We start from the raw sequence: 21,728 nt of genomic DNA, 5'->3' as shown, positions 1-21,728 counted from the left end.
ACGGTAGTGCGTCCGAGTCGCCACGGTGCTCGGTTGCCGAATCCGAAGAGTCACACGGGGCCCGTCGCCGGCCGGCCGAACCACGTGGACAGCTGAGTATCCAACTCCGCCTGCGAATCCCCGACCCATGCCACATGACCGTCCGGCCGAAGCAGGACAGCCGGAGCGTCCAATTCAGTGCTTGTGTCAACGATGTGGTCGGCGCGATCGCTCCAACCATCGACGGACAGTTGGCCACCCTGGTCGAGAAGAAGTCCGCGGCCGGATCGCATCAGGTCGTACAGGTTGCCGCGCGTCAACGCGATGTTCCGCAGCCGCCGACCGAGTAGGTCGTCACCTTCGCCGAAGTCGTAGCGAATCGAGATCGCAGTGATCTTCTCGGTCAGATAACGCATGACGTCTTCGAAGTCCATCAACTCGGAGATCAAGCGTCGCACAGCTTGTGGACCGGCTGCGGTGGAGATCAGCTCCGCCTGCGCGCGCGTGTTGTCGAGAACGTCGGCAGCCACCGGACGCCGTTCCGATTCGTACGTGTCGAGCAGGACGTCCGGTGCCCAGCCGTTGATCTCTGCGGCGAGCTTCCAGCCGAGGTTGAAGGCATCTTGGACACCGAGATTGAGGCCTTGTCCGCCCATCGGTGGGTGGATGTGTGCGGCATCGCCGGCGAGGAACACCCGGTCACGCCGGTAGTGCTCCGCCAGACGGGTGGCGTCACCGAAGCGCGAGAGCCACCGCGGTGAGTGCACACCGAAGTCGGTGCCCGCAATGGCCAGTAGCTGTTGCTTGATGTCGTCGAGGGTGGTGGGAACCGCGCGACCGTCGGCAACTTCGGCCGCGGGTACCACGACGCGAAAAGCACCATTGCCGGCGGGACCGACTCCGAATCGTTTGTGCGTTTCCCGGATTTCGGCGACAACGGCGGCCAGTTCATCAGCCGGCATGGTCACGTCCATTTCGCCGATCAACGTGTCGGCGCTCGACGGCTCGCCGGGAAACCCGACGTCGATCAGCTTCCGAACAGTGCTGCGGCCGCCGTCGCAGCCCACGAGATAACGCGCGTGAAGTGTTGTGCCGTCGGACAATTCCGCTGTGACGCTATCGGTATCTTGACGGATCGCGACGACGCGCTTCCCTCGCTGAATGTCCGCACCGACTTCGGTGGCATGTTCGGCAAGAATCCTGTCGATCTCGGGCTGAGGAATGCCCAGTACGTACCCGTGCGCAGTATCGAGGTGCGCCGGTGCCGGTTTGCTGATCCCCGCGAAGAATCCACCGAGCGGATATTTGCGGCCGTGCGCGAGGAACTTGTCCAGCAACCCGCGCTGCTCCATGATTTCGATGCTGCGCACATGGATACCGAGGGCACGGACGAACTGAGTCGGCTCCTCGTCCTTGTCCACGACGACGACATCGACGCCCTGCAGCCGGAGCTCACCTGCCAGCATCAATCCAGTTGGTCCAGCACCGACAATGATGACATCACTCATGCGATCCCCTCCTTCGGGCAAGGCTTTTGCTTGCTCGCAGCAGACGAGTGTGCACCATCACCGGGGCCTTGCCGCAAGCCCCGGGTCCCGCGTTATGATGAAAGTGGCGGAAGACGCTTCATCAGCGCACCAACACCACAGCACCCGTATCGCGTGGGAGCCGCCAACTCTCGATCACCGTCGGCACCAGCATGGCCCCGAGAACACCCAGCGTCAGAGAAAACGGCACTCCGCCGCTCAGATCCTCCGACTCCGCCAACGGTGTACAGAGCGTGATCACCAAAGCGGACAGTGCAATACCCAGACCGGACGCCAACTCTTGCAGCGTTGCATGCAGAGTATTGGCATCGGTCAGCTCACCCGAGTCGACGTCGGCGAACGCCAAGCTGTTGTACGCGGTGAACCCGATGGATCGCAACGCGCCACTGACAAACAGTGCGACAGCGATTACGACGTCCGGTGTCGTCGACGAGATCAGTACCAGCGCACCGAAGCACACCACCGACAGAACTCCGTTTCCCACCAGAACTAGTCTGATCCCGAACCTGCGCATGAGCGGAGTGGTGAGCGGTTTGATCGCGATATTCCCCGCGAACAGAGCCATCACCAGCAGACCGGCCTTGAACGCCGACATTTCGAATCCCACTTGGAACAACAACGGCAGCACAAACGGCACGCCCATGATCACGAGCCGGTACAGCGAGCCGCTCGACGCGACGAGCCGAAACGATCGAAGTCGGAGGACGCCGAGCGCGATGAGCGGATGATCCGACCGGACGAGGTGAATGACGGCCAAGCTCAACAAGATCAGAGCCGCAACGATCCCGAGGCCCACTCGTAGCCAGTCGGTTCCGGCACTGTGCACGTTATCGAGCGCCACGACAAGCACTGCGACGCCTGCTCCGATCACCACCAATCCCAGCCAGTCGAGGCTCCGTTTCTGCGCCTCCCGAATGTCGGGCACCATGCGCAACGCCAGCAGAAACCCGACGATCCCGATCGGAACGTTGATCAGAAAGATCCAGCGCCACGAAGCGATCGACACGATGGCTCCACCCACAGCGGGCGCAAGAACCGGCGCTGTGAGCGCCGGCCACGTCAAGTAGGCGATAGCCCGTACGAGTTCCGCCTTCGACGTCACCCGCAATACTGCGAGCCGCCCCACCGGCACCATCATGGCGCCGCCTACCCCTTGTAAAGCACGCATTCCCACCAGCATCGGGAGGGAGGTGCTCAGTGCACATCCCACCGACGCCACCGTGAAAACGACTATGGCAGAGATGAAGACACGTCGCGTTCCGAATCTGTCGGCCATCCATCCGCTCGCCGGGATCAGGACGGCCAACACCAGGAGGTACGAAGAAACGGCGACATTGACGTCGACGGCATCAACTCCGAAAGATTGGGCGATCGACGGCAGTGCCGTTGCGAGAATCGTCGCGTCCAGCATCTCCATGAACAGCGCTGCTGCCACGAGCAGCGCCAGTCCGCGGGGAAATGTCACTGCACCAGAGCCTTTCGGAGGAGCTGTCGATCAGCCGAGAGAAATCCAGCTGCCGGAGGTCACCGAGGCGACCATCGCGTCCAGAGCCTGTGCGGACGCGACTGCATCAGCGATGGTCGCGCCCTGCGGCGCTCCGTCCACGATCGAGGCGATGAAATTGCGAGCCTCGATCACTTTCAGGTCGTCGTAGCCCATCGCGTTGGCCGCGCCAGGCTGGAAGCGGCCGAACTCACCGGACTCGGGGCCGACCAGAACCGTCGTGACGGATTGGTCCTGGTACTTCGAGCCGAGGCTGGTGCCCAGTTCACCCATCCGGCGGTAGTCCCAGAACACGGCACCTTTCGTGCCGTGAATCTCGAATCCGTAATTGTTCTGCTCTCCCACGGCGACGCGGCATGCTTCGAGGGTGCACCGGCCACCCGACCCGAGGCGCAGCAGTGCGCTGACGAAGTCTTCGTTCTCGACAGCCCCCATCTCCCCACCGCTGGCCCGCGCATGTCCACTGGTAGCGGCGGACGGACGCGCACGCTCCGGGATGAAGATCGCAGTATCCGCAACGAGAGCGTCGACGTCACCGAGAAGATGACGAATCAGATCGATGCCGTGCGAAGCCAAGTCGCCCAGGACGCCGGCGCCGCCGCGCTCCCGCTCGTATCGCCAACTCAAAGCACCTTCAGGGTGGGCCGCATAGTCGCTGAGGAAACGAAAACGCGAGTGCGTGATCGTGCCCAACTCCCCTGAGTCGATCAGGCTCTTTGCCAGGGCCACAGCCGGCGCGTTTCGGTAGTTGAAGCCGACGGTCGACTGCACACCGGCCTTCGAGACTGCTACGGCAACAGCTTTGGCGTCTTCCGTGGACAAGCCGACGGGCTTCTCGATCCAGATGTGTTTGCCGGCCTCTGCCATTGCGACGCCGATTTCACGGTGCAAGAAGTTCGGGGCCGTGATGCTCACCGCGTCGATGGCCGGATCGGCTGCGATATCGCGCCAATCCTGGGTGAAAGCTTCGAAACCGAACTGGTCCGCTGCTTCCTCCCCTCTGCCAGGCACCTCGTCGGCGACGGCGGCCAGGCGGATCACGGGAAGCTGCGGATAGTGCTGCCGCAGACGCAGATACGCCTGCGTGTGGACGCGGCCCATCCATCCGAATCCGGCAACTGCTACTGAAATGCCTGTCATGAGGCTCCGTTCGGGTCAAATGATCGAAGGATCGCAGAAATGCTGGGATCACAAATCACCCCCACTGACTCGGTCAGGCGGGTACTCGTGTCACCGGGATCGAGATCTAGCGGTCGACCACGGTGGTGTCGAAGTAGTAACGCGACGCTCGGTAGCAGTGGCTGCCGTACTCGACGGCGCTACCTGAATCGTCAAATGCAGTGCGGCTCATGGTCAAGAGGGCAGCACCCACTTTCTCGTCGAGCAATCCTGCTTCTTCGCGAGTCGCCGCCCGAGCGCCGATTCGCTGCCGCGCGACACGGATGTGAACGCCGCGAGTTCGCAAGGTTTGGTACAGCCCCTGCGTCTCCAACTCCTCGGGATCGGGTGCGATGTCCACCGGAATGTAATTGGTCATCACTGCAAGCGGTTCGCCGTTGGTGCTTCGCAGACGCCTGATGGTGGCCACTTCTGCGTCAGGTTCGAGGTTGAGTTCCGCGGCAACGTCCTCGGCGGGAACTCCCACCGTGAACTCGAGCAGCTTGGTCGTCGGCGCCTGGCCGGCCCTCGCAAGGTCGTCGAACAGGCTGGTGAGCTCGACCGGGCGGTGCACCGGACTTTGCACCACCTGAGTTCCGACTCCCCGCTTACGAACAAGTAGTCCCTTGTCCACCAGTTCCTGGATCGCGCGTCGAGTGGTCGGACGTGAGAGATTGAGCCGTTTGGCCAACGCCAGTTCATTCTCGAAGCGATCACCTGGGGCAAGTTCGCCACCGAGAATAGCGCCCTCGATTGCCTGTGCCAGCTGAAAATACAGCGGCACCGGGCTCGAGCGGTCCAACTCGACGGCGAGTGCTGCGACCACGGCCAACTCCGATCTGTCTTGGGAAGGCGCCGTATCGACGCTACTTCTCTCGGCAGTGTATGCGAACACTAACATTCACTTGACCGCAAGTCATAATGTCCAGACAAACTATTGACAATCGCTGTGTCGCGGCGCACAGTTTCAGTCATACATCGGTGCCCTGCGTGGGCAACCCACCACGAACTCTCGGGAGTCAGTTTTGACAAGCATCAACACTCACCAGAGCGGGTCACACATCCCTGACACACCCTTCGACGTGCTTGCCATCGGCCGATCGGGTGTGGACATCTACCCACTTCAGACCGGTGTCGGACTCGAGGACGTCGAGACGTTCGGCAAGTTCCTCGGCGGCAGCGCAGCCAATGTCTCGGTGGCGGCCGCGCGCCTCGGCCGGCGAGCAGCACTGATCTCCGGCGTAGGCAGCGATCCTTTCGGGAAGTTCGTCACACGCGAGTTGGCACGTCTGGGCGTCGACAACAGGTTTGTCGTCACCAATTCCGAGTACCCGACACCGGTGACGTTCTGCGAGATCTTCCCTCCTGACGACTTTCCGCTGTACTTCTACCGCAAGCCGCATGCGCCCGATCTTCGGATCACCCCGGAAGACATCGACCTCGACGCCGTTCGAACGGCGTCCCTCTACTGGTCGACTGTGACGGGGCTGTCCGAAGAACCGAGTCGCAGTGCACACTTCGCGGCCTGGGAAGCCCGCGAACGACGCCCGCTGACGGTTCTGGATCTGGACTACCGTCCGATGTTCTGGTCGACGCCCCAGGAAGCAACCAATCAGGTGCAGCGCGCTCTGGCGCACGTGACTGTGGCCGTGGGAAACCGTGAAGAGTGCGAGATCGCGGTCGGTGAGACCAACCCGAACAAGGCGGCCGACGCACTTCTCGACCTCGGCGTCGAACTGGCCATCGTGAAGCAGGGCCCGAAGGGCGTTCTCGGAAAAACGCGAAAGCAGTCGATCACCGTGCCGCCCAACGCCGTCGACGTGGTCAACGGGCTGGGAGCAGGCGACAGCTTCGGCGGATCACTGTGCCACGGACTGTTGGCCGGGTGGCCGCTGGAGAAGGTACTGCGGTACGCCAACGCGGCCGGCGCGATAGTCGCATCTCGGCTCGAATGCTCCACTGCGATGCCGACCGCCGAAGAAGTCCACGATCTCGCCGAAGCCACAGCCACGGAGGCAGTCAATGTCTGACAAGCTCGCCGCCCGCCCCCTCGCCACCACCTACGCCGAAGTGACGGAACTGCGTGCGAGCGATCCGCAGATCATCGAAAAGGCCTGGGCAGCGCGAACTCCTCGCGCCACTGTTCGAGGCAATGGCCGGCTCATGATCGTCGCGGCCGATCATCCGGCGCGTGGGGCGCTGTCTGTCGGCGGCAAGCCGACAGCGATGAACAGTCGTACCGATCTGCTGGACCGGTTGCGCACTGCTCTCGACAATCCTGGAGTCGACGGCGTTCTCGGTACTGCGGACATTCTCGACGATCTGCTCCTCCTCGGCGCCCTCGACGACAAGGTCGTCTTCTCGTCGATGAACCGCGGCGGCCTGGCAGGCGCGAGCTTCGAACTCGACGACCGCATGACGGGATACACCGCGGCGGGCACCGCGAAGTTCGGAATGAACGGCGGAAAGATGCTGCTACGCATCGCACTCGACGACGCGGGCACACTGCCCACCATGACGGCATGTGCCGAAGCCGTGGACGAACTGGCCGCGGCCGGACTGATCGCGATGCTCGAGCCGTTTCTCTCCAGCCGCGTGAACGGCAAGGTCGTCAACGATCTCAGCCCCGACGCCGTCATCAAATCCATCCACATCTCCCAAGGTCTCGGCTCCACCTCGGCGTACACGTGGATGAAACTGCCGGTCGTCGACGAGATGGAACGCGTCATGGATGCGACCACCCTCCCGACGCTCCTGTTGGGCGGCGATCCGCAGATCGCGCCGGAAGAAACGTACGCAAAGTGGGACGCTGCACTTCAGCTGCCGTCCGTGCGCGGACTGATCGTCGGACGCGCGCTGCTATACCCACCCGACGGCGACGTGACCGCGGCCGTCGACACCGCAGTCAAGCTCGTCCACTAGAACCGACCTGGCAGGAGCAAGATGTTCAGCAAGTACTACGTCCCCGCCGGATCGTCCGCCGACGGTGATTTCACGACAGTGGTCACGCCGGAGTCTGCCGGGTGGACCGAATCCAGCTTGTGGATACTCGAACTCGCCCCGGGTGCGAACGTCCACCTGCGGTCCGGCGAGAACGAAATCATCGTCGTTCCACTTGCGGGTTCGGCCGTGGTTGTTGCCGAGGGGACGGAGATTCCCCTCACTGGCCGCGCATCGGTTTTCGACGGCCCGAGCGATTTCGCGTACGTAGGACGCGACGCCGACTACTCGGTCAGCAGCGCTGACGGGGGCCGCTTCGCTCTGTGCGGAGCGCGCGCCGGCGCAAAGCTCCCCCATCGCTACGGTCCGGCTTCAGGAGTTGCGGTCGAGCTCCGCGGTGCCGGGAACTGCAGCCGACAGGTTCACAACTTCGCCACCGCAGACACTTTCGAGGCCGACTCCATCATCGCGTGTGAGGTCATCACCCCCGGCGGGAACTGGTCGTCGTATCCCAGCCACAAACACGACGAGAACAGCGACGTCGAATCGGCCCTGGAAGAGATCTACTACTTCGAGATCGACAGAAGCCCCACCGGGACCGAAGGTTTCGGCTACCACCGCGTGTACGGAACCGCCGCGAGACCTATCGAAGTGCTCGAGGAAGTCCGCTCGGGCGACGTCGTTCTCGTGCCGCACGGCTATCACGGCCCGTCCATCGCAGCGCCGGGCCACCACATGTACTACCTCAATGTCATGGCAGGTTCGGGCGAGATCCGGGCGTGGAACATCTGTGACGATCCGCAACACACCTGGCTACGTGGAAGCTGGGATCACCAGGACATCGACCCTCGACTGCCGTTGCAGTCCCACAACTGACGGAAGTGAAAGCTGTGGCACCCACCAACAACGCAACCGGCAATCGTCCACCTCGCGACGAGCCGACCGTATACCTCACCGTTTCTCAAGCTGTCGTCCGCTTCCTCGCCAACCAGTACACCGAACGCGACGGCCAGCGCACCAAGCTGTTCGCCGGCTGCTTCGGAATCTTCGGGCACGGCAACGTCGCCGGACTGGGGCAGGCACTCTTGCAGGCCGAGATCCAGGATCTCGACGCCGGCCGTGAGCCGACACTCCCCTACGTGCTCGGCCGCAATGAACAGGCGATGGTGCACTCGGCTGTCGCGCACGCCCGCATGAAGGACCGCCTGCAGACGTGGGCGGTCTCGTCCAGCGTCGGCCCCGGTGCCACCAACATGATCACCGGCGCGGCACTGGCCACCATCAATCGTCTACCTGTATTACTCCTTCCCGCAGACACTTTCGCGACCCGCGCCAGTGCCCCCGTCTTACAGGAACTCGAACTCCCGTCGAGCGGCGACGTCACAGTCAACGACGCTTTCAAACCCGTCTCACGATACTTCGATCGGGTATGGCGCCCGGAGCAGTTGCCGAGCGCTCTGCTCGCCGGGATGCGCGTTCTCACTGATCCCGTCGAGACCGGCGCGGTCACCATCGCCATCCCGCAGGACGTGCAGGCCGAGGCTTTCGACTGGCCCGAGTCCTTCTTCGCCGAACGGGTGTGGCACGTGGCCCGCCCGCTCCCCGAACGATCGGTGATCGAACGCGCCGCCGCGATCATCCGCTCGGCTCGCAAGCCACTGATCGTCGCCGGCGGCGGCGTGATCTACAGCCAGGCCACCGACTCTCTGGCAGCGTTCTGCGCGCAGACCGGAATCCCCGTGGGGCAGAGCCAGGCCGGCAAGGGTTCATTGGTCTACGACCATCCACAATCCGTCGGGGCGGTGGGGTCCACCGGCACTACGGCTGCAAACGCACTGGCCACCGAGGCTGACGTCGTCATCGGAATCGGTACGCGGTACAGCGATTTCACGAGCGCGTCCCGCACCGCGTTCACCAATCCCGACGTTCGCTTCGTCAACATCAACGTCGCATCACTGGACTCCGTGAAGCAGGGCGGAGTCAGCGTTGTCGCCGACGCACGTGAGGCACTCGACGCGCTGGCACTTGCACTGAACGACTACCGGGTGGACGACGAATACGCGTCCAGGATCGGTGACCTCGCTCGCGATTGGGATGCGATCGTCGAATCCGTCTACAACCCAGCCGAACCCGCTGCCGACGGGTCACTGAATCAGAATCAGGTGATCGGCCTGGTCAACACACTGTCCGATCCACGTGACGTCGTGGTGTGCGCTGCCGGGTCCATGCCGGGTGACCTCCACAAGCTGTGGCGAACCCGTGATTCCAAGGGGTATCACGTCGAATACGGGTACTCGTGCATGGGATACGAAGTTGCCGGCGGTCTAGGCGTCCGCATGGCGTGCCCCGATCGCGACGTGTTCGTGATGGTCGGCGACGGTTCCTATCTGATGATGGCCACCGAATTGGTCACCGCCGTACAGGAACGCCTCAAGGTCATCGTCGTCCTGGTGCAGAATCACGGATTTGCCTCCATCGGTTCACTGTCCGAGTCGCTGGGTTCCCAGCGCTTCGGCACGCAGTACCGCTACCGCTCGAATGACGGACGTCTCGACGGAGGGGTTCTCCCGGTCGATCTGGCCGCGAACGCCGCCAGCCTCGGTGTCGACGTCATCCGCGCCAACACCGCTGCAGAGTTCGCCGACGCGATCAAAGTTGCCAAAGCAAGCGACACCAGCACCGTCATCCACGTCGAAACCGATCCGCTGATCGGCGCCCCGGACAGCGAATCCTGGTGGGATGTACCGGTATCGGCCACCTCCGAACTCGAGTCCACCAAGAAGGCACGGACAACTTACGAGTCCTGGAAGAAGATTCAGCGACCCTACCTCCGTCCATCCGAATGAAAATTCCGCACAACCACACCCCATAAAGCTTGCCCGCGAAAGGAATTTAGACATGAGCGCGATTCGCGTCGGATCAGCCCCCGACTCCTGGGGCGTGTGGTTTCCGGACGATCCACAGCAGACCCCTTACACACGATTCCTCGACGAGGTATCCGCGTCGGGATACGAATGGATTGAACTCGGCCCGTTCGGATACCTTCCGACCGATCCAGCCAAGTTGACGGACGAACTCGGCGCCCGCGGCCTGAAGCTTTCGGCCGGTACCGTTTTCGAACACCTGCACCAGGACGATTCCTGGGATGCCGTCTGGAATCAGATCAAGGACGTCGCCAAGTTGACCGCAGCCGTCGGCGGCAAGCACGTGGTGGTCATCCCTGAGATGTGGCGCGACCCTTCCACCGGAGCGGTACTCGAAGACCGCAATCTGACGCCCGAGCAGTGGCGTAAGAAAACCGACGGCATGAACGCTCTCGGGAAGGCAATGCTCGAGGAGTACGGCGTCATGGCGCAGTACCATCCTCATGCCGACAGTCACGTCGACATCGAAGACAACGTCTACAAGTTCCTCGAAGGGACCGACGAGCGTTTCGTGAATCTGTGTCTCGACACCGGCCACATCAGCTACTGCGGCGGCGACAATCTCGCAATTATCAACAAACATCCGGAGCGCATCGGGTACCTACACCTCAAACAGGTGGATCCGGCGATAGTCGCCAAGGTTGAGGCGGAGGACCTGCCGTTCGGTGAGGCCGTCAAACTCGGTGCCATGATCGAACCGCCGCGCGGAATCCCCGACATGCCGCCGCTTCTGGAGGCCATCGAGAAGCTCGGCATCGACGTGTTCGCGATCGTCGAGCAGGACATGTATCCCTGCCATCCCGACACACCGCTGCCCATCGCAGCGCGCACTCAGAAATACCTGTCCACCTGTGGCGTCCCCGCCGTCCGTTTCAACTGAGCAACACAATCGAGGAGTACCACCGCATGTCTGACAACCAGGATCTCCGGATCGCAGTGCTCGGCGTCGGCATCATGGGGGCCGATCACGTCGACCGCATCACCAACAAAATCGGCGGTGCCCGCGTCACCGTCGTCAACGACTACTCTCTCGCCCGCGCCGAGGAAATCGCAGCACTGACGCCAGGGGCGCGCGTCGTCGTCGATCCGTTCGATGCCATCGCAGCCGAGGACGTCGACGCCGTTGTTCTCGCAACCCCGGGCCCGACCCATGAGAAGCAGGTTCTTGCCTGCCTCGAAGCGGGCAAGCCTGTTCTCTGCGAAAAGCCGCTGACCACCGACGCGGACAGTTCGCTCACGATCGTCAAAGCCGAAGCAGCGCTGGGAAAAAGACTGATCCAGGTTGGTTTCATGCGCCGGTTCGACCACGAATACACCCAGCTCAAGGATTTGATCGACAGCGGCGATCTCGGTCGCCCTCTCGTTGTGCACTGCGCGCACCGCAATCCTGCGGTTCCGAACGGCTTCGACAGCGCGATGATCGTCAAGGACTCACTCGTCCATGAGGTCGACGTGACACGATTCCTGCTCGACGAAGAGATCACCTCGGTGCAGATCATCCGACCGGCCGCGAATTCGTTTGCTCCCGAGGGCATTCAAGACCCACAGATCGCGATATTCGAGACCGAGTCCGGTAGACACGTCGACGCCGAGGTGTTTGTCACCACCGGAGTTGCCTACGAGGTGCGCACCGAAGTTGTCGGCGAACTCGGAAGCGCGATGATCGGACTCGACGTGGGACTGATCCGAAAGACCAAGCCCGGCAACTGGGGTGGGCAGATCACCCCAGGATTCCGCGAACGCTTCGGGCAGGCATACGACACCGAGTTCGCCCGGTGGATCAAGGCAGTGAAGACGGGCGCCGGCACCGGCAACTACATCGACGGACCAGGTGCCTGGGACGGGTACGCCGCGGCCGCTGTCTGCGCCGCCGGTGTGATGTCTCTGGAGACGGGTCAGCGCGTCGCCGTGGACATGGTTGCGCGCGACTCTGTGGCCGGAGCTTAGCGATGAAGGTCGCACTCGACCCCACACCTTTCCATCACGATTACTCACTACTCGAGCTTCCTCAGGTTGTTGCCGATCTCGGGTACGAGTACCTGCAGCTCACACCGCACGTCGACATGATCCCGTTCTTCAATCACCCGAAAGCCGACGACGCGCTCGTCGCCAAATTTCGGAAAGCTTGCGCGAGTGCTGGAGTCGGCATCGCGTCGGTACTCCCGGTCCTTCGCTGGTCCGGCCCGGACGAGGACGCTCGCGAAGCAGCCGTGCGTTACTGGAAGCGGGCCATCCAGATCACGGTCGATCTCGGTGTCAATGTCATGAACACCGAATTCTCCGGCCGCCCCGAGAAGGCCGAAGAGTCCGAGCGTGCGTTCTATCGTTCGATGGAGGAACTGGTTCCGATCATCGAACGCGAGGGAATCGACGTCCTGATCGACCCCCACCCGGACGATTTTGTCGAAGACGGACTAGCCGCGATCCGCACGATCCGTGGTGTGAACTCCAAGAACCTCGGCATGGTGATCGTGGCGTGCCACCAATTCCACATGGGTGGGGACCTTCCCGCCATCATGGAGGCCGCCGGCGACATGGTCCGACTCGTTCACGTGGCGGACACCATGGATCATCACCGTTCCCACGGACTGCGCTACATCACCAACCCGCCAGGCAATGCCGTTCGAGTGCATCAGCATCTCAAAATCGGTGACGGAGACGTCAACTGGGACGAATTCTTCGGCGGTCTCGGCAAACTCGGCTTCTACGAACGTGAGAACGCCGTGATGGTGTCGAGCGTCTTCGCCGAGAACGAAAACGCGCACGAGGTTTCCCGGTACCAGCGCGAGACGATGAACGACTACGTCGCCAAGTACACCTCCCCCGAACTCCTGAGTCACCAGACCACTAGGAAATACCATGACCAGCACTGATACTCGTGTCATCGCGCACTGGCTGGACGGCAAGCCGTTCGCCGGAACGTCCGAGGACACCGCCCCCGTCACCAACCCCGCCACCGGACAGATCACCGGCCGACTGGCCCTGGCGAACCTCGAGGACGCCCGCGCTGTCATCGACGCGGCTGCGGCGGCCTTCCCCGCCTGGCGTGACACCTCACTGGCCCGGCGCACACAGGTACTGTTCAGCTTCCGCGAACTCCTCAATGCTCGCAAAGGTGAACTCGCCGAGATCATCACAGCCGAGCACGGCAAGGTTCTCTCCGACGCCCTCGGCGAAATCAGCCGCGGGCAGGAAGTTGTCGAATTCGCTTGCGGAATACCGCATCTCCTCAAGGGCGGATACACCGAGAATGCATCGACCAAGGTCGACGTCTACTCCATCCGCCAACCCCTCGGCCCCGTCGGCATCATCTCGCCCTTCAACTTTCCCGCGATGGTCCCCATGTGGTTCTTCCCGGTCGCCATCGCCGCCGGGAACACCGTGATTCTCAAGCCCTCGGAGAAGGACCCCACCGCGGCGATCTGGCTCGCCGAACTCTGGGCCGAAGCCGGTCTGCCCCCCGGCGTCTTCAACGTCCTCCAAGGTGACAAGCTCGCCGTCGACGAACTTCTGGAAAACAAAGCAGTCAAAGCGATTTCGTTTGTCGGATCCACCCCCATCGCCCAGTACGTCTATGCCACCGGCACCGCCAACGGCAAACGCGTGCAAGCACTCGGCGGCGCCAAGAACCACGCCATCGTTCTGCCGGACGCCGACCTCGACCTCGCCGCCGACGCAATGGTCAACGCGGGATTCGGCTCCGCGGGCGAACGATGCATGGCGATCTCCGCCCTGGTCGCAGTCGGCGACATCGCCGACGAACTTGTTGCCAAGATCGTCGAACGCACCACTACCCTCGTCACCGGTGACGGCACCAAGAACTCCGACATGGGTCCGCTCGTCACCAAGGCCCATCGCGACAAGGTCGCGTCCTATGTCGATGCCGGGGAGAAGGACGGTGCCACGATCGTGGTCGACGGACGCACAGTTCAGGCCGATGGTGGACCGGACGGCTTCTGGCTCGGGCCCACCCTCATCGACCACGTCACCACCGACATGTCGATCTACACCGACGAAATCTTCGGGCCTGTCCTCTCCGTCGTGCGTGTCGATACCTACGACCAAGCCCTCGAACTGATCAACAACAACCCGTACGGAAACGGCACCGCCATCTTCACCAACGACGGCGGCGCTGCCCGACGCTTCCAGAACGAGGTGGAGGTCGGCATGATCGGCATCAACGTCCCCATCCCGGTTCCCATGGCCTACTACAGCTTCGGCGGCTGGAAGAACAGCCTCTTCGGTGACACCCACGCTCACGGGACAGAAGGTGTTCATTTCTTCACGCGAGGTAAAGCCGTCACCAGTCGCTGGCTCGACCCCAGCCACGGCGGCATCAACCTCGGCTTCCCCGAGAACAGTTAGCCGGCAAGACATCTGTGGCCGAGACTCTCGAAGAGTCTCGGCCACAGATGTTTTCGAGAGGTCTACGTGACCGTGGGGTGGTACGTCAGTACTTGAACTCCGGATTCGTACCGACGATCGTCCTTCAACTCGAGGACGATCTTGTCGGCCGATTCGGGGAACACTCTCCCGCCGGACCCGAGAATGACCGGGAAGACCATCAGACGAAGCTCGTCGACCAGACCGGCCAGCAACAACGCGTGGACGAGCGTCCGACTTCCCGCGACCAGGATTTCGCCGTCGATCTGCTCCTTCAGCTTCGGAACGGCTTCCTCGATGGGACCGTCGAGTGCCGTCGAGTTGTTCCATTCGAGCGGTTCGGTCGAACTCGTGACGACGTACTTGGGCATCTCGTTCATCTTGTCCGCAAAGCCTTGGTCGTCTTCGCGCTCAGGCCAGGCACCGGCGAAGCTCTCATAGGTCCGCCGCCCGAGTAGAAGGACGTCCGCGGCGAGGGTTTCGTCGAGTTTGAACTTCATCTGATCGCCCTCCTGGTACGGAAAGACCCATCCAGTGTGCGCATAACCCGGTTCGCCACCGGGAGCTTCCATCACCATGTCCAAGGACACGAATTCTGTCACCACGATCTTGCCCATACCGATCCCCTGTCGTCAGTGCGTGTGCGCCATTCGAGTAGCCGACTACCCCACTGTTACAGACTCTGAGTGGTGGTGGAACTCATCGGCGGCGATCTCCGATTGTCACCACATAAAGACGTCAGCACACAACCCAGGCACCGTTCTCCTTGATCAACGTGATGTCTTCGCGCATCATCTCGGACGGATCCTCGGTGCTGTAATGGCGAGTGTTGGCTGTCGCCGAATCCCCGTTCACGACGATGTTCTCCACTCCGTCCAGCCTCAGACTGGCAAGTGCGTCGTCGAACGGCGACTCTTCGACTCGCGGACTCTCGCTGCGCATCGAACTGCATTGAGTGCTGTCCACTGCCTCCCAGTCCCTTTCGGCCATGAATTCGAAACCCTGACCGACGACCGCAGAGATTTGGCTCTCGGCCGACGGTTCCGAATCGCCGGAACATCCGACGACAGCGGTCAATGCTCCAACGAGCGTCATTGCCGCGAGCGTCTGGCGTCCACGCGTGCCTGCGAAGTTCATCCGTCCACTATGACCGATGTACAAACCGAATCGCCTGTTTTCGATCCCTCTGCTTGCGTGGCGATTCGGACGTTCCCTCACGTTCGCATACCCTCGTATATCGATGATGTGGCGTCGAAAGTGTGCAGTGGCAGTAGCCGGAACAGTGCTCTCAGGGAGCATTGCGTTTACCGGTGTCGTAGGGACCTCGGGAGTGGCCGGCGCCCAACCGGCCCCGCCGCCGCCCACCACCACCGAAGCGCCGTTCACAACACCCAACACCGACAGCTGCCCTTTCACGAGTAGCCCGGCACCGGCGATCGATCTCTCCGAAGCACCCGCGCCCGGATCTACGGCCCCGACTGCTGTCCCGATTCCGGAAAGCCCTGTCGGTGGAGACAAGCTCGGCGAGTGCGGTGTTGTACTCCCTGACGGCGCTCCCCCGCTCCCGGCGGATATCGCGGCATCCGGATGGGTACTCGCGGACGCCGAAACCGGTGAGGTCCTCGCCGCGAAAGATCCGCACGGTCGCTACCGACCGGCCAGCACCATCAAGATGCTCTTGGCTCTTGTCGCGCTCGACGAACTCGATCTCGACACCGAAATCACCGCAACGGCCGAAGACGCGGACGCTGAAGGTAGCGCTGTCGGCATCGGCAAGGGCGGCAAGTACACCAACCGGCAACTGATGCAGGGTCTGGTCATGGCGTCGGGAAACGATGCCGCGCATGCTCTTGCCCGCCAACTCGGCGGTGACGCTGCAGCCGTGTCGAAAATGAACGCGCTCGCGGCCGAACTCGGCGCCCTCGACACTCGCACGGCAACTCCATCCGGACTCGACGGCCCGGGGATGAGCAGCTCGCCGTACGACCTGGCCGTGATTTTCCATACCGCCCTGCAGAATCCGACGTTTGCCGGTCTGATCCATACCGAGACCGTCGAATTTCCCGGCTTCCCCAAGGATCCGACGATTCCCGACGATCAGGACCGCCCCGGATTCACTCTCGCCAACGACAATCAGCTGCTCTACAACTACGACGGCGCATTGGGCGGCAAGACCGGCTTCACCGACGACGCCCGCCACACGTATGTGGGTGGCGCGGAGCGTAACGGCCGGAAACTACTGGTGACATTGATGGGCGGCGAAGCCAAGCCGATCCGTCCGTGGGAGCAGGCTGCCCGTCTACTCGACTACGGATATGCACTCCCAGCGAGCACAACCGTCGGCTCGTTGACGGACCGATCCACCGACGATTCCAGTCCCGATGTCACTCGCACACCGTCTGCCGCTGCACCTGGCTCGATCTCGGCAGCACCCACCGCCACCGACAGCGAGTCGGACACCACTGACCGCATCCTCATCGGAGCGGTCGGTGGCGTGGTGGTGATCGCGTTGGTGGCGGGAGCAGTCGCCCTCAACCGTCGACGGCGCTAGCGCGGCCGACGACGCAGGAAGCCCGAAAGACCCAAGCCGGCAACCGCATCCGTAGCTATTGGCAACTACCGTCGAGTTGCACATTCGGCCTCGATTTCCTCAAAAGCCAGACACCTCGCGCGCTGGCGTGTTAATTCAGATTCGTTCGCCGCAACTGGCGTGATCTCCATGTAAACGACGGCGACCATCACTCCGCCTAACCGGCCGCTGGATGGTAATCTCGAAATTCGACGCAAACTAAAGGAGAGAGATTTGCGGCTCATTAGTGCCACCATAAATGGTTACGGACGCATTGCAACTGGGAAGATCAACCTCGACAGCAAAGTAATTGCAATCGTGGGACCCAACGAGGCCGGAAAAACGAGTCTCCTGCGAGCCCTAAGGTATCTAGATGAAACCGAAGAGCTAGCATCCAAATACCGTTCGCGATCAGTGAAGTTCACCGATGAGACGAAGGTTGTCACGGTTGATTTTTTGCTAGACATCGAGGACGAAGAAGCAGTCTCACATCTAAATCTTGAATCGCCACCAAAGAGAATGGTGTTGTCCAGAAGGGCGGATGGTCATATTGAAAATATGATTATCCCTACGCCGAAGAAATCCAGAAAGAAACTAGACGACTCATGGGAAATTATCAGCAGATACTTCAATTCACAATCTGGAAAGAAATTGCTGGATTCCATAAGGCAGAGCAATCTTGCTGAATCAAAACCAAAGAGCGTACCTTTAGATCTTCTGCCCAATTTCCTAGAAGAAATCCATCGAAATAATGAAGTTGTTGAGTCGCTTGAAATCAACAGAGTAAACCTCTTTATTGAGCTGTGCACGGAACTTGAGAACGAAAAAGCGCTTCCCCTAAGGGTGTTACGCGCGTTGCAGGAATTACTCTTATGGCACAAGACGAAGAGCCCGATAAGTGATGCACGCAAGATCCTTTGGAGCAGATCACCAAATTTCGTATTCTTCGACGACGAAAGCAGAACCATTTCGTCTAACTATGCGCTGGACGATTCCTTGATGCAGGAAGTTCCTCCACCCCTGCAGAACCTTGCAAATCTGGCGGGCCTCGATATCGAATCTTTATGGGAAAACATCACAGCCGGAAGGACAGGGCTGATACAAACGCAGCTACGACTGGCAAACAATGAATTGAAGAGAAGGTATACGGATTCGTGGTATCAATCAAACTTAACCGTTGAATTCGATGTTCAGAATCATGTACTTCACATACTTATTGTCGACGACAACGAACAAGTCACGGTTTTCGACGAAAGAAGTGCTGGTCTAAGGATGTTCGTCGCATTGTCAGCATTTCTAGCAACGCGGGAGATCAATGCGCCGCCAATATTACTCATTGACGAAGCGGAAACACATCTTCACTACGATGCGCAGGCAGATCTCGTAAACACTTTCATGAAGCAGAAGCAAGCAGCCAAAATCATCTATACTACTCACTCTCCAGCTTGCCTTCCTCCCGACCTTGGATCTAGTGTCCGCGCAGTTCTCCCTAAACGAGATCAACCCTCTATTAGTGAAATCCACAATAGCTTCTGGCATGGAGCTGCGGGATTCTCGCCGCTGATGCTGGCGATGGGAGCTGGCGCGGCGGCCTTTACACCCGCGCGATTTGTCGTTCTCGCGGAAGGCGCGTCGGAAATGATTCTTCTACCCTCTCTTATAAGAAATGCCATTGGCGCAAATGATCTTGAATATCAGGTAGCACCCGGTCTCTCCGAGACCCCTCATTCGATGTACAAGGAACTTGACCTCGAAGGCGCACGCGTAGCGTACGTTGTCGACGGGGACGAGGGAGGAATGCGATTAAGAGCCAATCTAATTAGCGGCGGAGTCGACAAGAACCGCATCGCAGTGATTGGAGCGACCACACTGGAGAATGTCATCGAGCCAGCGCTGTACCGCGAACGAATGCGTCACCTGCTATCGATCTGCAATACGGGATTCTCCGTTCCGGAACTTCCACCCCTTCCCCGTATCGATGGACTAGCGTGGCCGAATGTTATTCAGAAGTGGGCCGAAGGGTTAGGAATGAAGTTCCCATCAAAGGTTGCATTCGCCAACTTGTTAGTTGAATCAGATTCCGCCAAAGTGAGCCACGAAGGTCGCGAGGCGCTTGCAACCCTCGATAGCGAAGTTCGAAATATCCTTGGAATCAAAACCGAAATGAATTCCCGATAAGAATGCGAAATCAGTCCATAGGTTGGATTATCTCCCAGGACTGACGCATATCAAATGGTTTTCAAAAGGAGGCGAAACCTCGCTCAATTATCGGGCGCCGACGAAGCTGTCTAGCGGTTGAGCGTTTCGGCGCCTGAGTTTGACGCTTCGACCGCGAGCGAATATCACGAAATCGTGAACAGAAAACGCATCGATAGACCGGAGAGAACGACTTCATGGCAGCGTAACCCCACTACCGAACGCCATCAGCGAGCAGCCAAGGCGAAATCTGCAGACCACTGGCCGCATATTCGCGCCGCATGTGAACTCCGAATGACGGTCCGCGGGCGACGCAGTAGGACGACGTAAACAAGGTAGTAACGACTTCTGCATTGGAGCAGTCGCCCTCAACCGTCGACGGCGCTAGCGCGGCCGACGACGCAGGAAGCCCGAAAGACCCAGGCCGGCAACCGCACCCGTGGCGATCAGCGCAGCCACGCGAGACGGTGAAGCACCGTCACTGACAACGATTCGCGGCGAGATCACGGCGGGATCCGGCGGCGGAACGAACGCCAGGGCCATACTTTCCTTGGTCGTCGCCGCCCACGCCGTGCAGAACAGCAGCATCCGTGACGCCGTGAACACGAACACGAGCAAACCGATGATCGGACCGAATGCCACGCCCGCTGGTCCGTTGGTGACGGCAGCGAGGTAGATCGCACCCACCTGCTTGAAGATCTCGAACACAACTGCGGCGATAAGCGCTGCCTGCGCAGCGCTACGCAGCGTGACAGGCTCGCGCGGCAGCCGGGCGATCACCCACAGGAACACCGCCCACGTCGCCAGGAGTGAGAGCAACAGTGAAATGACTCTGAGCCCCACGCCGACACCGGTGATGTTCTCGAGGTTGAGCCATTTCACGATCTGAGTCGCAACCGGCCCACTGCTCAGCGCCGACATTCCCAGTGAGACGACCATGGCGAGAGCCAGACCGACGAGGGCCCCCGCGTCACCAAGTTTGGTACGTACGAAACCCTTCGGCTCGCGCTTGCTCTCCCACATCGCCGTCAGCGCGTCGCGAACGTTTGCCATCCAACCGAGACCCGCGTACGCGGCACCCAGGAGACCGAAGATTCCGACGCTCGCGCGCGAGTCGATGGCCGAATCGATCAGCGTGTTGATGGTGTCACCCAAGCTGCCCGGAATGCTCTTGGTGATCTGCTCCTGAATCGACTCCAGGTACTCGGGATGCCCGGCCAATACGAAACCGGCCACTGCAAACGCGACCATCATGATCGGAATCAACGCGAGAACGCTGAAGTACGTGATACCAGCAGCGTAATAGTCGCCTTTTTGCTCTTGAAACCGTCCGGCCGCGCGAACCAGATGATCGAGCCAGGGTCGCGCTGCCCGTTGCTTCTCGAGAAAGCTCGGTGCGTCGTCGTCCGTGTCAGCCATTGCCGTCCCCCTCATGTTCGGTCAGGCGTCGTGAGTCCGAATTCGCGTAAGTCAGCCCTTCGGTGCCAGGAATCCGACCTTGTCATAGACAGCGGCGAGAGTGCGTGAAGACACCTCACGGGCGCGGTGCGCTCCAGCCGCGATGATGCGATCCAGCTCTGCCTCGTCGGCAAGGTAACCGTCGACCTTCGCCTTGAGTGGGGTGACGAACTCGGTCAGCACGTCAGCGGTATCGGTCTTGAGGTCGCCGTACCCCTTGCCCTCGTAACCGGCCACCAGAGTCTCGATCGGTACTCCCGAGAGAGCCGACTGAATGGTGAGCAGGTTGCTGACGCCCGGCTTGGCCTGCGGGTCGAAACGAATCTCGCGCTCGTTGTCGGTGACGGCCGACTTGATCTTCTTCGCCGACACCTTCGGATCGTCGAGCAGATTGATCAGTCCGGCCGCACTGGCAGCGGACTTGCTCATCTTCGCGGTCGGATCCTGCAGGTCGTAGATCTTTGCCGTGCCCTTGATGATCTGCGGCTCGGGAACGACGAACGCCTTGCCGTAGCGGGTGTTGAACCGTCCGGCCAGATCGCGTGCGAGTTCGAGGTGCTGACGCTGATCCTCACCCACGGGGACTCGCTGCGGGCGGTACAGAAGGATGTCCGCGGCCATCAGAACCGGATACGTGAACAAGCCGACACTGGCGTTGTCGCTGCCTTGCTTGGCGGACTTGTCCTTGAACTGCGTCATACGGCTGGCTTCACCGAAACCGGTGATGCAGTTCAGGACCCACGCCAACTGTGCGTGCTCGGGAACCTGACTCTGCACGAACAGCGTCGCCCGATCCGGATCGATCCCCACCGCAAGGAGCTGAGCGACCGCAACCTTGGTGCGACGACGCAATTCCTTCGGGTCCTGCGTCACCGTGATGGCGTGAAGATCCGGAATGAAGTAGAAAGCGTCGAAATCGTCCTGCAACGGAACCCACTGCTGCAGCGCACCCAGGTAGTTGCCGAGGTGGAAAGAATCCGACGTCGGCTGGATTCCGGAAAGCACGCGAGGCTTTGCGGTGGGCTTCTGTTCTGCAGGGGTCGACATGGTTCCGATCTTTTCACGAGTGG

General features: G+C 61.0%; 18 protein-coding genes. 10 read left to right on the top strand and 8 right to left on the bottom strand.

Annotated features, from left to right (window positions below):
• Positions 1-50: 50 nt before the first annotated feature.
• The 4 genes from iri to QRN54_RS07710 all read right to left on the bottom strand — a co-directional run bounded on the left by iri (position 51) and on the right by QRN54_RS07710 (position 5,014).
• The gene (gene iri / locus QRN54_RS07725; protein WP_285181824.1) at positions 51-1,487 is read right to left on the bottom strand and encodes a rifampin monooxygenase Iri; all 1,437 of its coding nucleotides are present in this window, start codon (positions 1,485-1,487) and stop codon (positions 51-53) included.
• A gap of 121 nt (positions 1,488-1,608) precedes the next feature.
• Complete coding sequence (locus QRN54_RS07720; protein WP_021332508.1) at positions 1,609-2,991, bottom strand: MFS transporter; 1,383 nt, start codon at positions 2,989-2,991, stop codon at positions 1,609-1,611.
• 30 nt (positions 2,992-3,021) lie between these two features.
• A complete protein-coding gene (locus QRN54_RS07715) occupies positions 3,022-4,170 on the bottom strand; it encodes a Gfo/Idh/MocA family protein (protein ID WP_021332507.1) in 1,149 nt (382 codons plus the stop codon).
• 106 nt (positions 4,171-4,276) lie between these two features.
• Positions 4,277-5,014 (bottom strand): GntR family transcriptional regulator, encoded by a 738-nt coding sequence (locus QRN54_RS07710; protein WP_003941006.1) that lies wholly within the window; start codon positions 5,012-5,014, stop codon positions 4,277-4,279.
• Between the two features lie 199 nt (positions 5,015-5,213).
• On the opposite strand from QRN54_RS07710, the gene iolC reads away from it, so the two are divergent.
• Genes iolC through QRN54_RS07670 form a run of 8 tightly spaced genes read left to right on the top strand, consistent with a single transcriptional unit; the run spans position 5,214 to position 14,417 of the window.
• On the top strand, positions 5,214-6,218 hold the full coding sequence (gene iolC / locus QRN54_RS07705; protein WP_021332505.1) for a 5-dehydro-2-deoxygluconokinase: 1,005 nt from the start codon (positions 5,214-5,216) through the stop codon (positions 6,216-6,218).
• Positions 6,211-7,110, top strand: coding sequence for a Cgl0159 family (beta/alpha)8-fold protein (locus QRN54_RS07700; RefSeq protein ID WP_021332504.1), 900 nt, complete (start codon positions 6,211-6,213; stop codon positions 7,108-7,110). Before iolC ends, QRN54_RS07700 begins: the two co-directional genes overlap by 8 nt.
• Positions 7,111-7,131: 21 nt before the next feature.
• Positions 7,132-8,004: a 5-deoxy-glucuronate isomerase gene (iolB, locus tag QRN54_RS07695; protein WP_021332503.1), complete on the top strand. Its 873-nt coding sequence runs from the start codon at positions 7,132-7,134 to the stop codon at positions 8,002-8,004.
• 14 nt (positions 8,005-8,018) lie between these two features.
• Positions 8,019-9,974, top strand: coding sequence for a 3D-(3,5/4)-trihydroxycyclohexane-1,2-dione acylhydrolase (decyclizing) (gene iolD, locus QRN54_RS07690; RefSeq protein WP_030535076.1), 1,956 nt, complete (start codon positions 8,019-8,021; stop codon positions 9,972-9,974).
• Between the two features lie 52 nt (positions 9,975-10,026).
• Positions 10,027-10,932, top strand: a complete 906-nt coding sequence (locus QRN54_RS07685; protein WP_007727370.1) for a sugar phosphate isomerase/epimerase family protein — start codon at positions 10,027-10,029, stop codon at positions 10,930-10,932.
• Positions 10,933-10,958: 26 nt separating this feature from the next.
• Positions 10,959-11,999, top strand: coding sequence for a Gfo/Idh/MocA family protein (locus QRN54_RS07680; protein WP_285181823.1), 1,041 nt, complete (start codon positions 10,959-10,961; stop codon positions 11,997-11,999).
• A 2-nt stretch (positions 12,000-12,001) separates the two neighbouring features.
• Complete coding sequence (locus tag QRN54_RS07675) at positions 12,002-12,925, top strand: sugar phosphate isomerase/epimerase family protein (protein WP_285181822.1); 924 nt, start codon at positions 12,002-12,004, stop codon at positions 12,923-12,925.
• A complete protein-coding gene (locus QRN54_RS07670; RefSeq protein WP_285181821.1) occupies positions 12,912-14,417 on the top strand; it encodes a CoA-acylating methylmalonate-semialdehyde dehydrogenase in 1,506 nt (501 codons plus the stop codon). The genes QRN54_RS07675 and QRN54_RS07670 overlap by 14 nt, the downstream gene beginning before the upstream one ends.
• Before the next feature lie 62 nt (positions 14,418-14,479).
• Here the strand turns inward: QRN54_RS07670 and QRN54_RS07665 are convergent, their stop codons facing one another.
• Together QRN54_RS07665 and QRN54_RS07660 are read right to left on the bottom strand one after the other, a co-directional pair.
• Positions 14,480-15,052 carry a dihydrofolate reductase family protein gene (locus tag QRN54_RS07665; RefSeq protein WP_007727376.1) on the bottom strand — a complete coding sequence of 191 codons (573 nt, stop codon included), beginning with the start codon at positions 15,050-15,052 and terminating at the stop codon, positions 14,480-14,482.
• A gap of 121 nt (positions 15,053-15,173) precedes the next feature.
• The gene (locus tag QRN54_RS07660) at positions 15,174-15,572 is read right to left on the bottom strand and encodes an Rv0361 family membrane protein (RefSeq protein ID WP_285181820.1); all 399 of its coding nucleotides are present in this window, start codon (positions 15,570-15,572) and stop codon (positions 15,174-15,176) included.
• 103 nt (positions 15,573-15,675) lie between these two features.
• On the opposite strand from QRN54_RS07660, the gene QRN54_RS07655 reads away from it, so the two are divergent.
• Entirely contained in the window at positions 15,676-16,986 is a 1,311-nt protein-coding gene (locus tag QRN54_RS07655) for a D-alanyl-D-alanine carboxypeptidase family protein (protein WP_285181819.1), read from the top strand.
• A gap of 252 nt (positions 16,987-17,238) precedes the next feature.
• Positions 17,239-19,182 carry an AAA family ATPase gene (locus tag QRN54_RS07650; RefSeq protein WP_285181818.1) on the top strand — a complete coding sequence of 648 codons (1,944 nt, stop codon included), beginning with the start codon at positions 17,239-17,241 and terminating at the stop codon, positions 19,180-19,182.
• Between the two features lie 402 nt (positions 19,183-19,584).
• Here QRN54_RS07650 and yhjD read toward each other — a convergent pair whose 3' ends face one another.
• Together yhjD and trpS are read right to left on the bottom strand one after the other, a co-directional pair.
• Entirely contained in the window at positions 19,585-20,619 is a 1,035-nt protein-coding gene (yhjD, locus tag QRN54_RS07645) for an inner membrane protein YhjD (protein ID WP_285181817.1), read from the bottom strand.
• Positions 20,620-20,670: 51 nt separating this feature from the next.
• Positions 20,671-21,705, bottom strand: a complete 1,035-nt coding sequence (gene trpS / locus QRN54_RS07640) for a tryptophan--tRNA ligase (RefSeq protein WP_003941025.1) — start codon at positions 21,703-21,705, stop codon at positions 20,671-20,673.
• Between the last annotated feature and the right edge of the window lie 23 nt (positions 21,706-21,728).

Origin of the sequence: Rhodococcus sp. MEB032, assembly GCF_030208925.1 — a bacterium.
GTDB lineage: Bacteria > Actinomycetota > Actinomycetes > Mycobacteriales > Mycobacteriaceae > Rhodococcus_F > Rhodococcus_F qingshengii.
The sequence above is the reverse complement of the archived record's forward strand: the minus strand, read 5'-3'. Positions and strand labels throughout refer to the sequence as shown.

What these genes read in the sequence shown, in the direction of transcription:
- iolB (WP_021332503.1), top strand. Translation starts at nt 7,132, where the DNA reads ATGTTCAGCAAGTACTACGTCCCCGCCGGATCGTCCGCCGACGGTGAT.
- QRN54_RS07715 (WP_021332507.1), bottom strand. Translation starts at nt 4,170, where the DNA reads ATGACAGGCATTTCAGTAGCAGTTGCCGGATTCGGATGGATGGGCCGC.
- yhjD (WP_285181817.1), bottom strand. Translation starts at nt 20,619, where the DNA reads ATGGCTGACACGGACGACGACGCACCGAGCTTTCTCGAGAAGCAACGG.
- QRN54_RS07675 (WP_285181822.1), top strand. Translation starts at nt 12,002, where the DNA reads ATGAAGGTCGCACTCGACCCCACACCTTTCCATCACGATTACTCACTA.
- trpS (WP_003941025.1), bottom strand. Translation starts at nt 21,705, where the DNA reads ATGTCGACCCCTGCAGAACAGAAGCCCACCGCAAAGCCTCGCGTGCTT.
- QRN54_RS07685 (WP_007727370.1), top strand. Translation starts at nt 10,027, where the DNA reads ATGAGCGCGATTCGCGTCGGATCAGCCCCCGACTCCTGGGGCGTGTGG.
- QRN54_RS07660 (WP_285181820.1), bottom strand. Translation starts at nt 15,572, where the DNA reads ATGAACTTCGCAGGCACGCGTGGACGCCAGACGCTCGCGGCAATGACG.
- QRN54_RS07670 (WP_285181821.1), top strand. Translation starts at nt 12,912, where the DNA reads ATGACCAGCACTGATACTCGTGTCATCGCGCACTGGCTGGACGGCAAG.
- QRN54_RS07680 (WP_285181823.1), top strand. Translation starts at nt 10,959, where the DNA reads ATGTCTGACAACCAGGATCTCCGGATCGCAGTGCTCGGCGTCGGCATC.
- QRN54_RS07700 (WP_021332504.1), top strand. Translation starts at nt 6,211, where the DNA reads ATGTCTGACAAGCTCGCCGCCCGCCCCCTCGCCACCACCTACGCCGAA.
- iri (WP_285181824.1), bottom strand. Translation starts at nt 1,487, where the DNA reads ATGAGTGATGTCATCATTGTCGGTGCTGGACCAACTGGATTGATGCTG.
- QRN54_RS07655 (WP_285181819.1), top strand. Translation starts at nt 15,676, where the DNA reads ATGATGTGGCGTCGAAAGTGTGCAGTGGCAGTAGCCGGAACAGTGCTC.
- QRN54_RS07665 (WP_007727376.1), bottom strand. Translation starts at nt 15,052, where the DNA reads ATGGGCAAGATCGTGGTGACAGAATTCGTGTCCTTGGACATGGTGATG.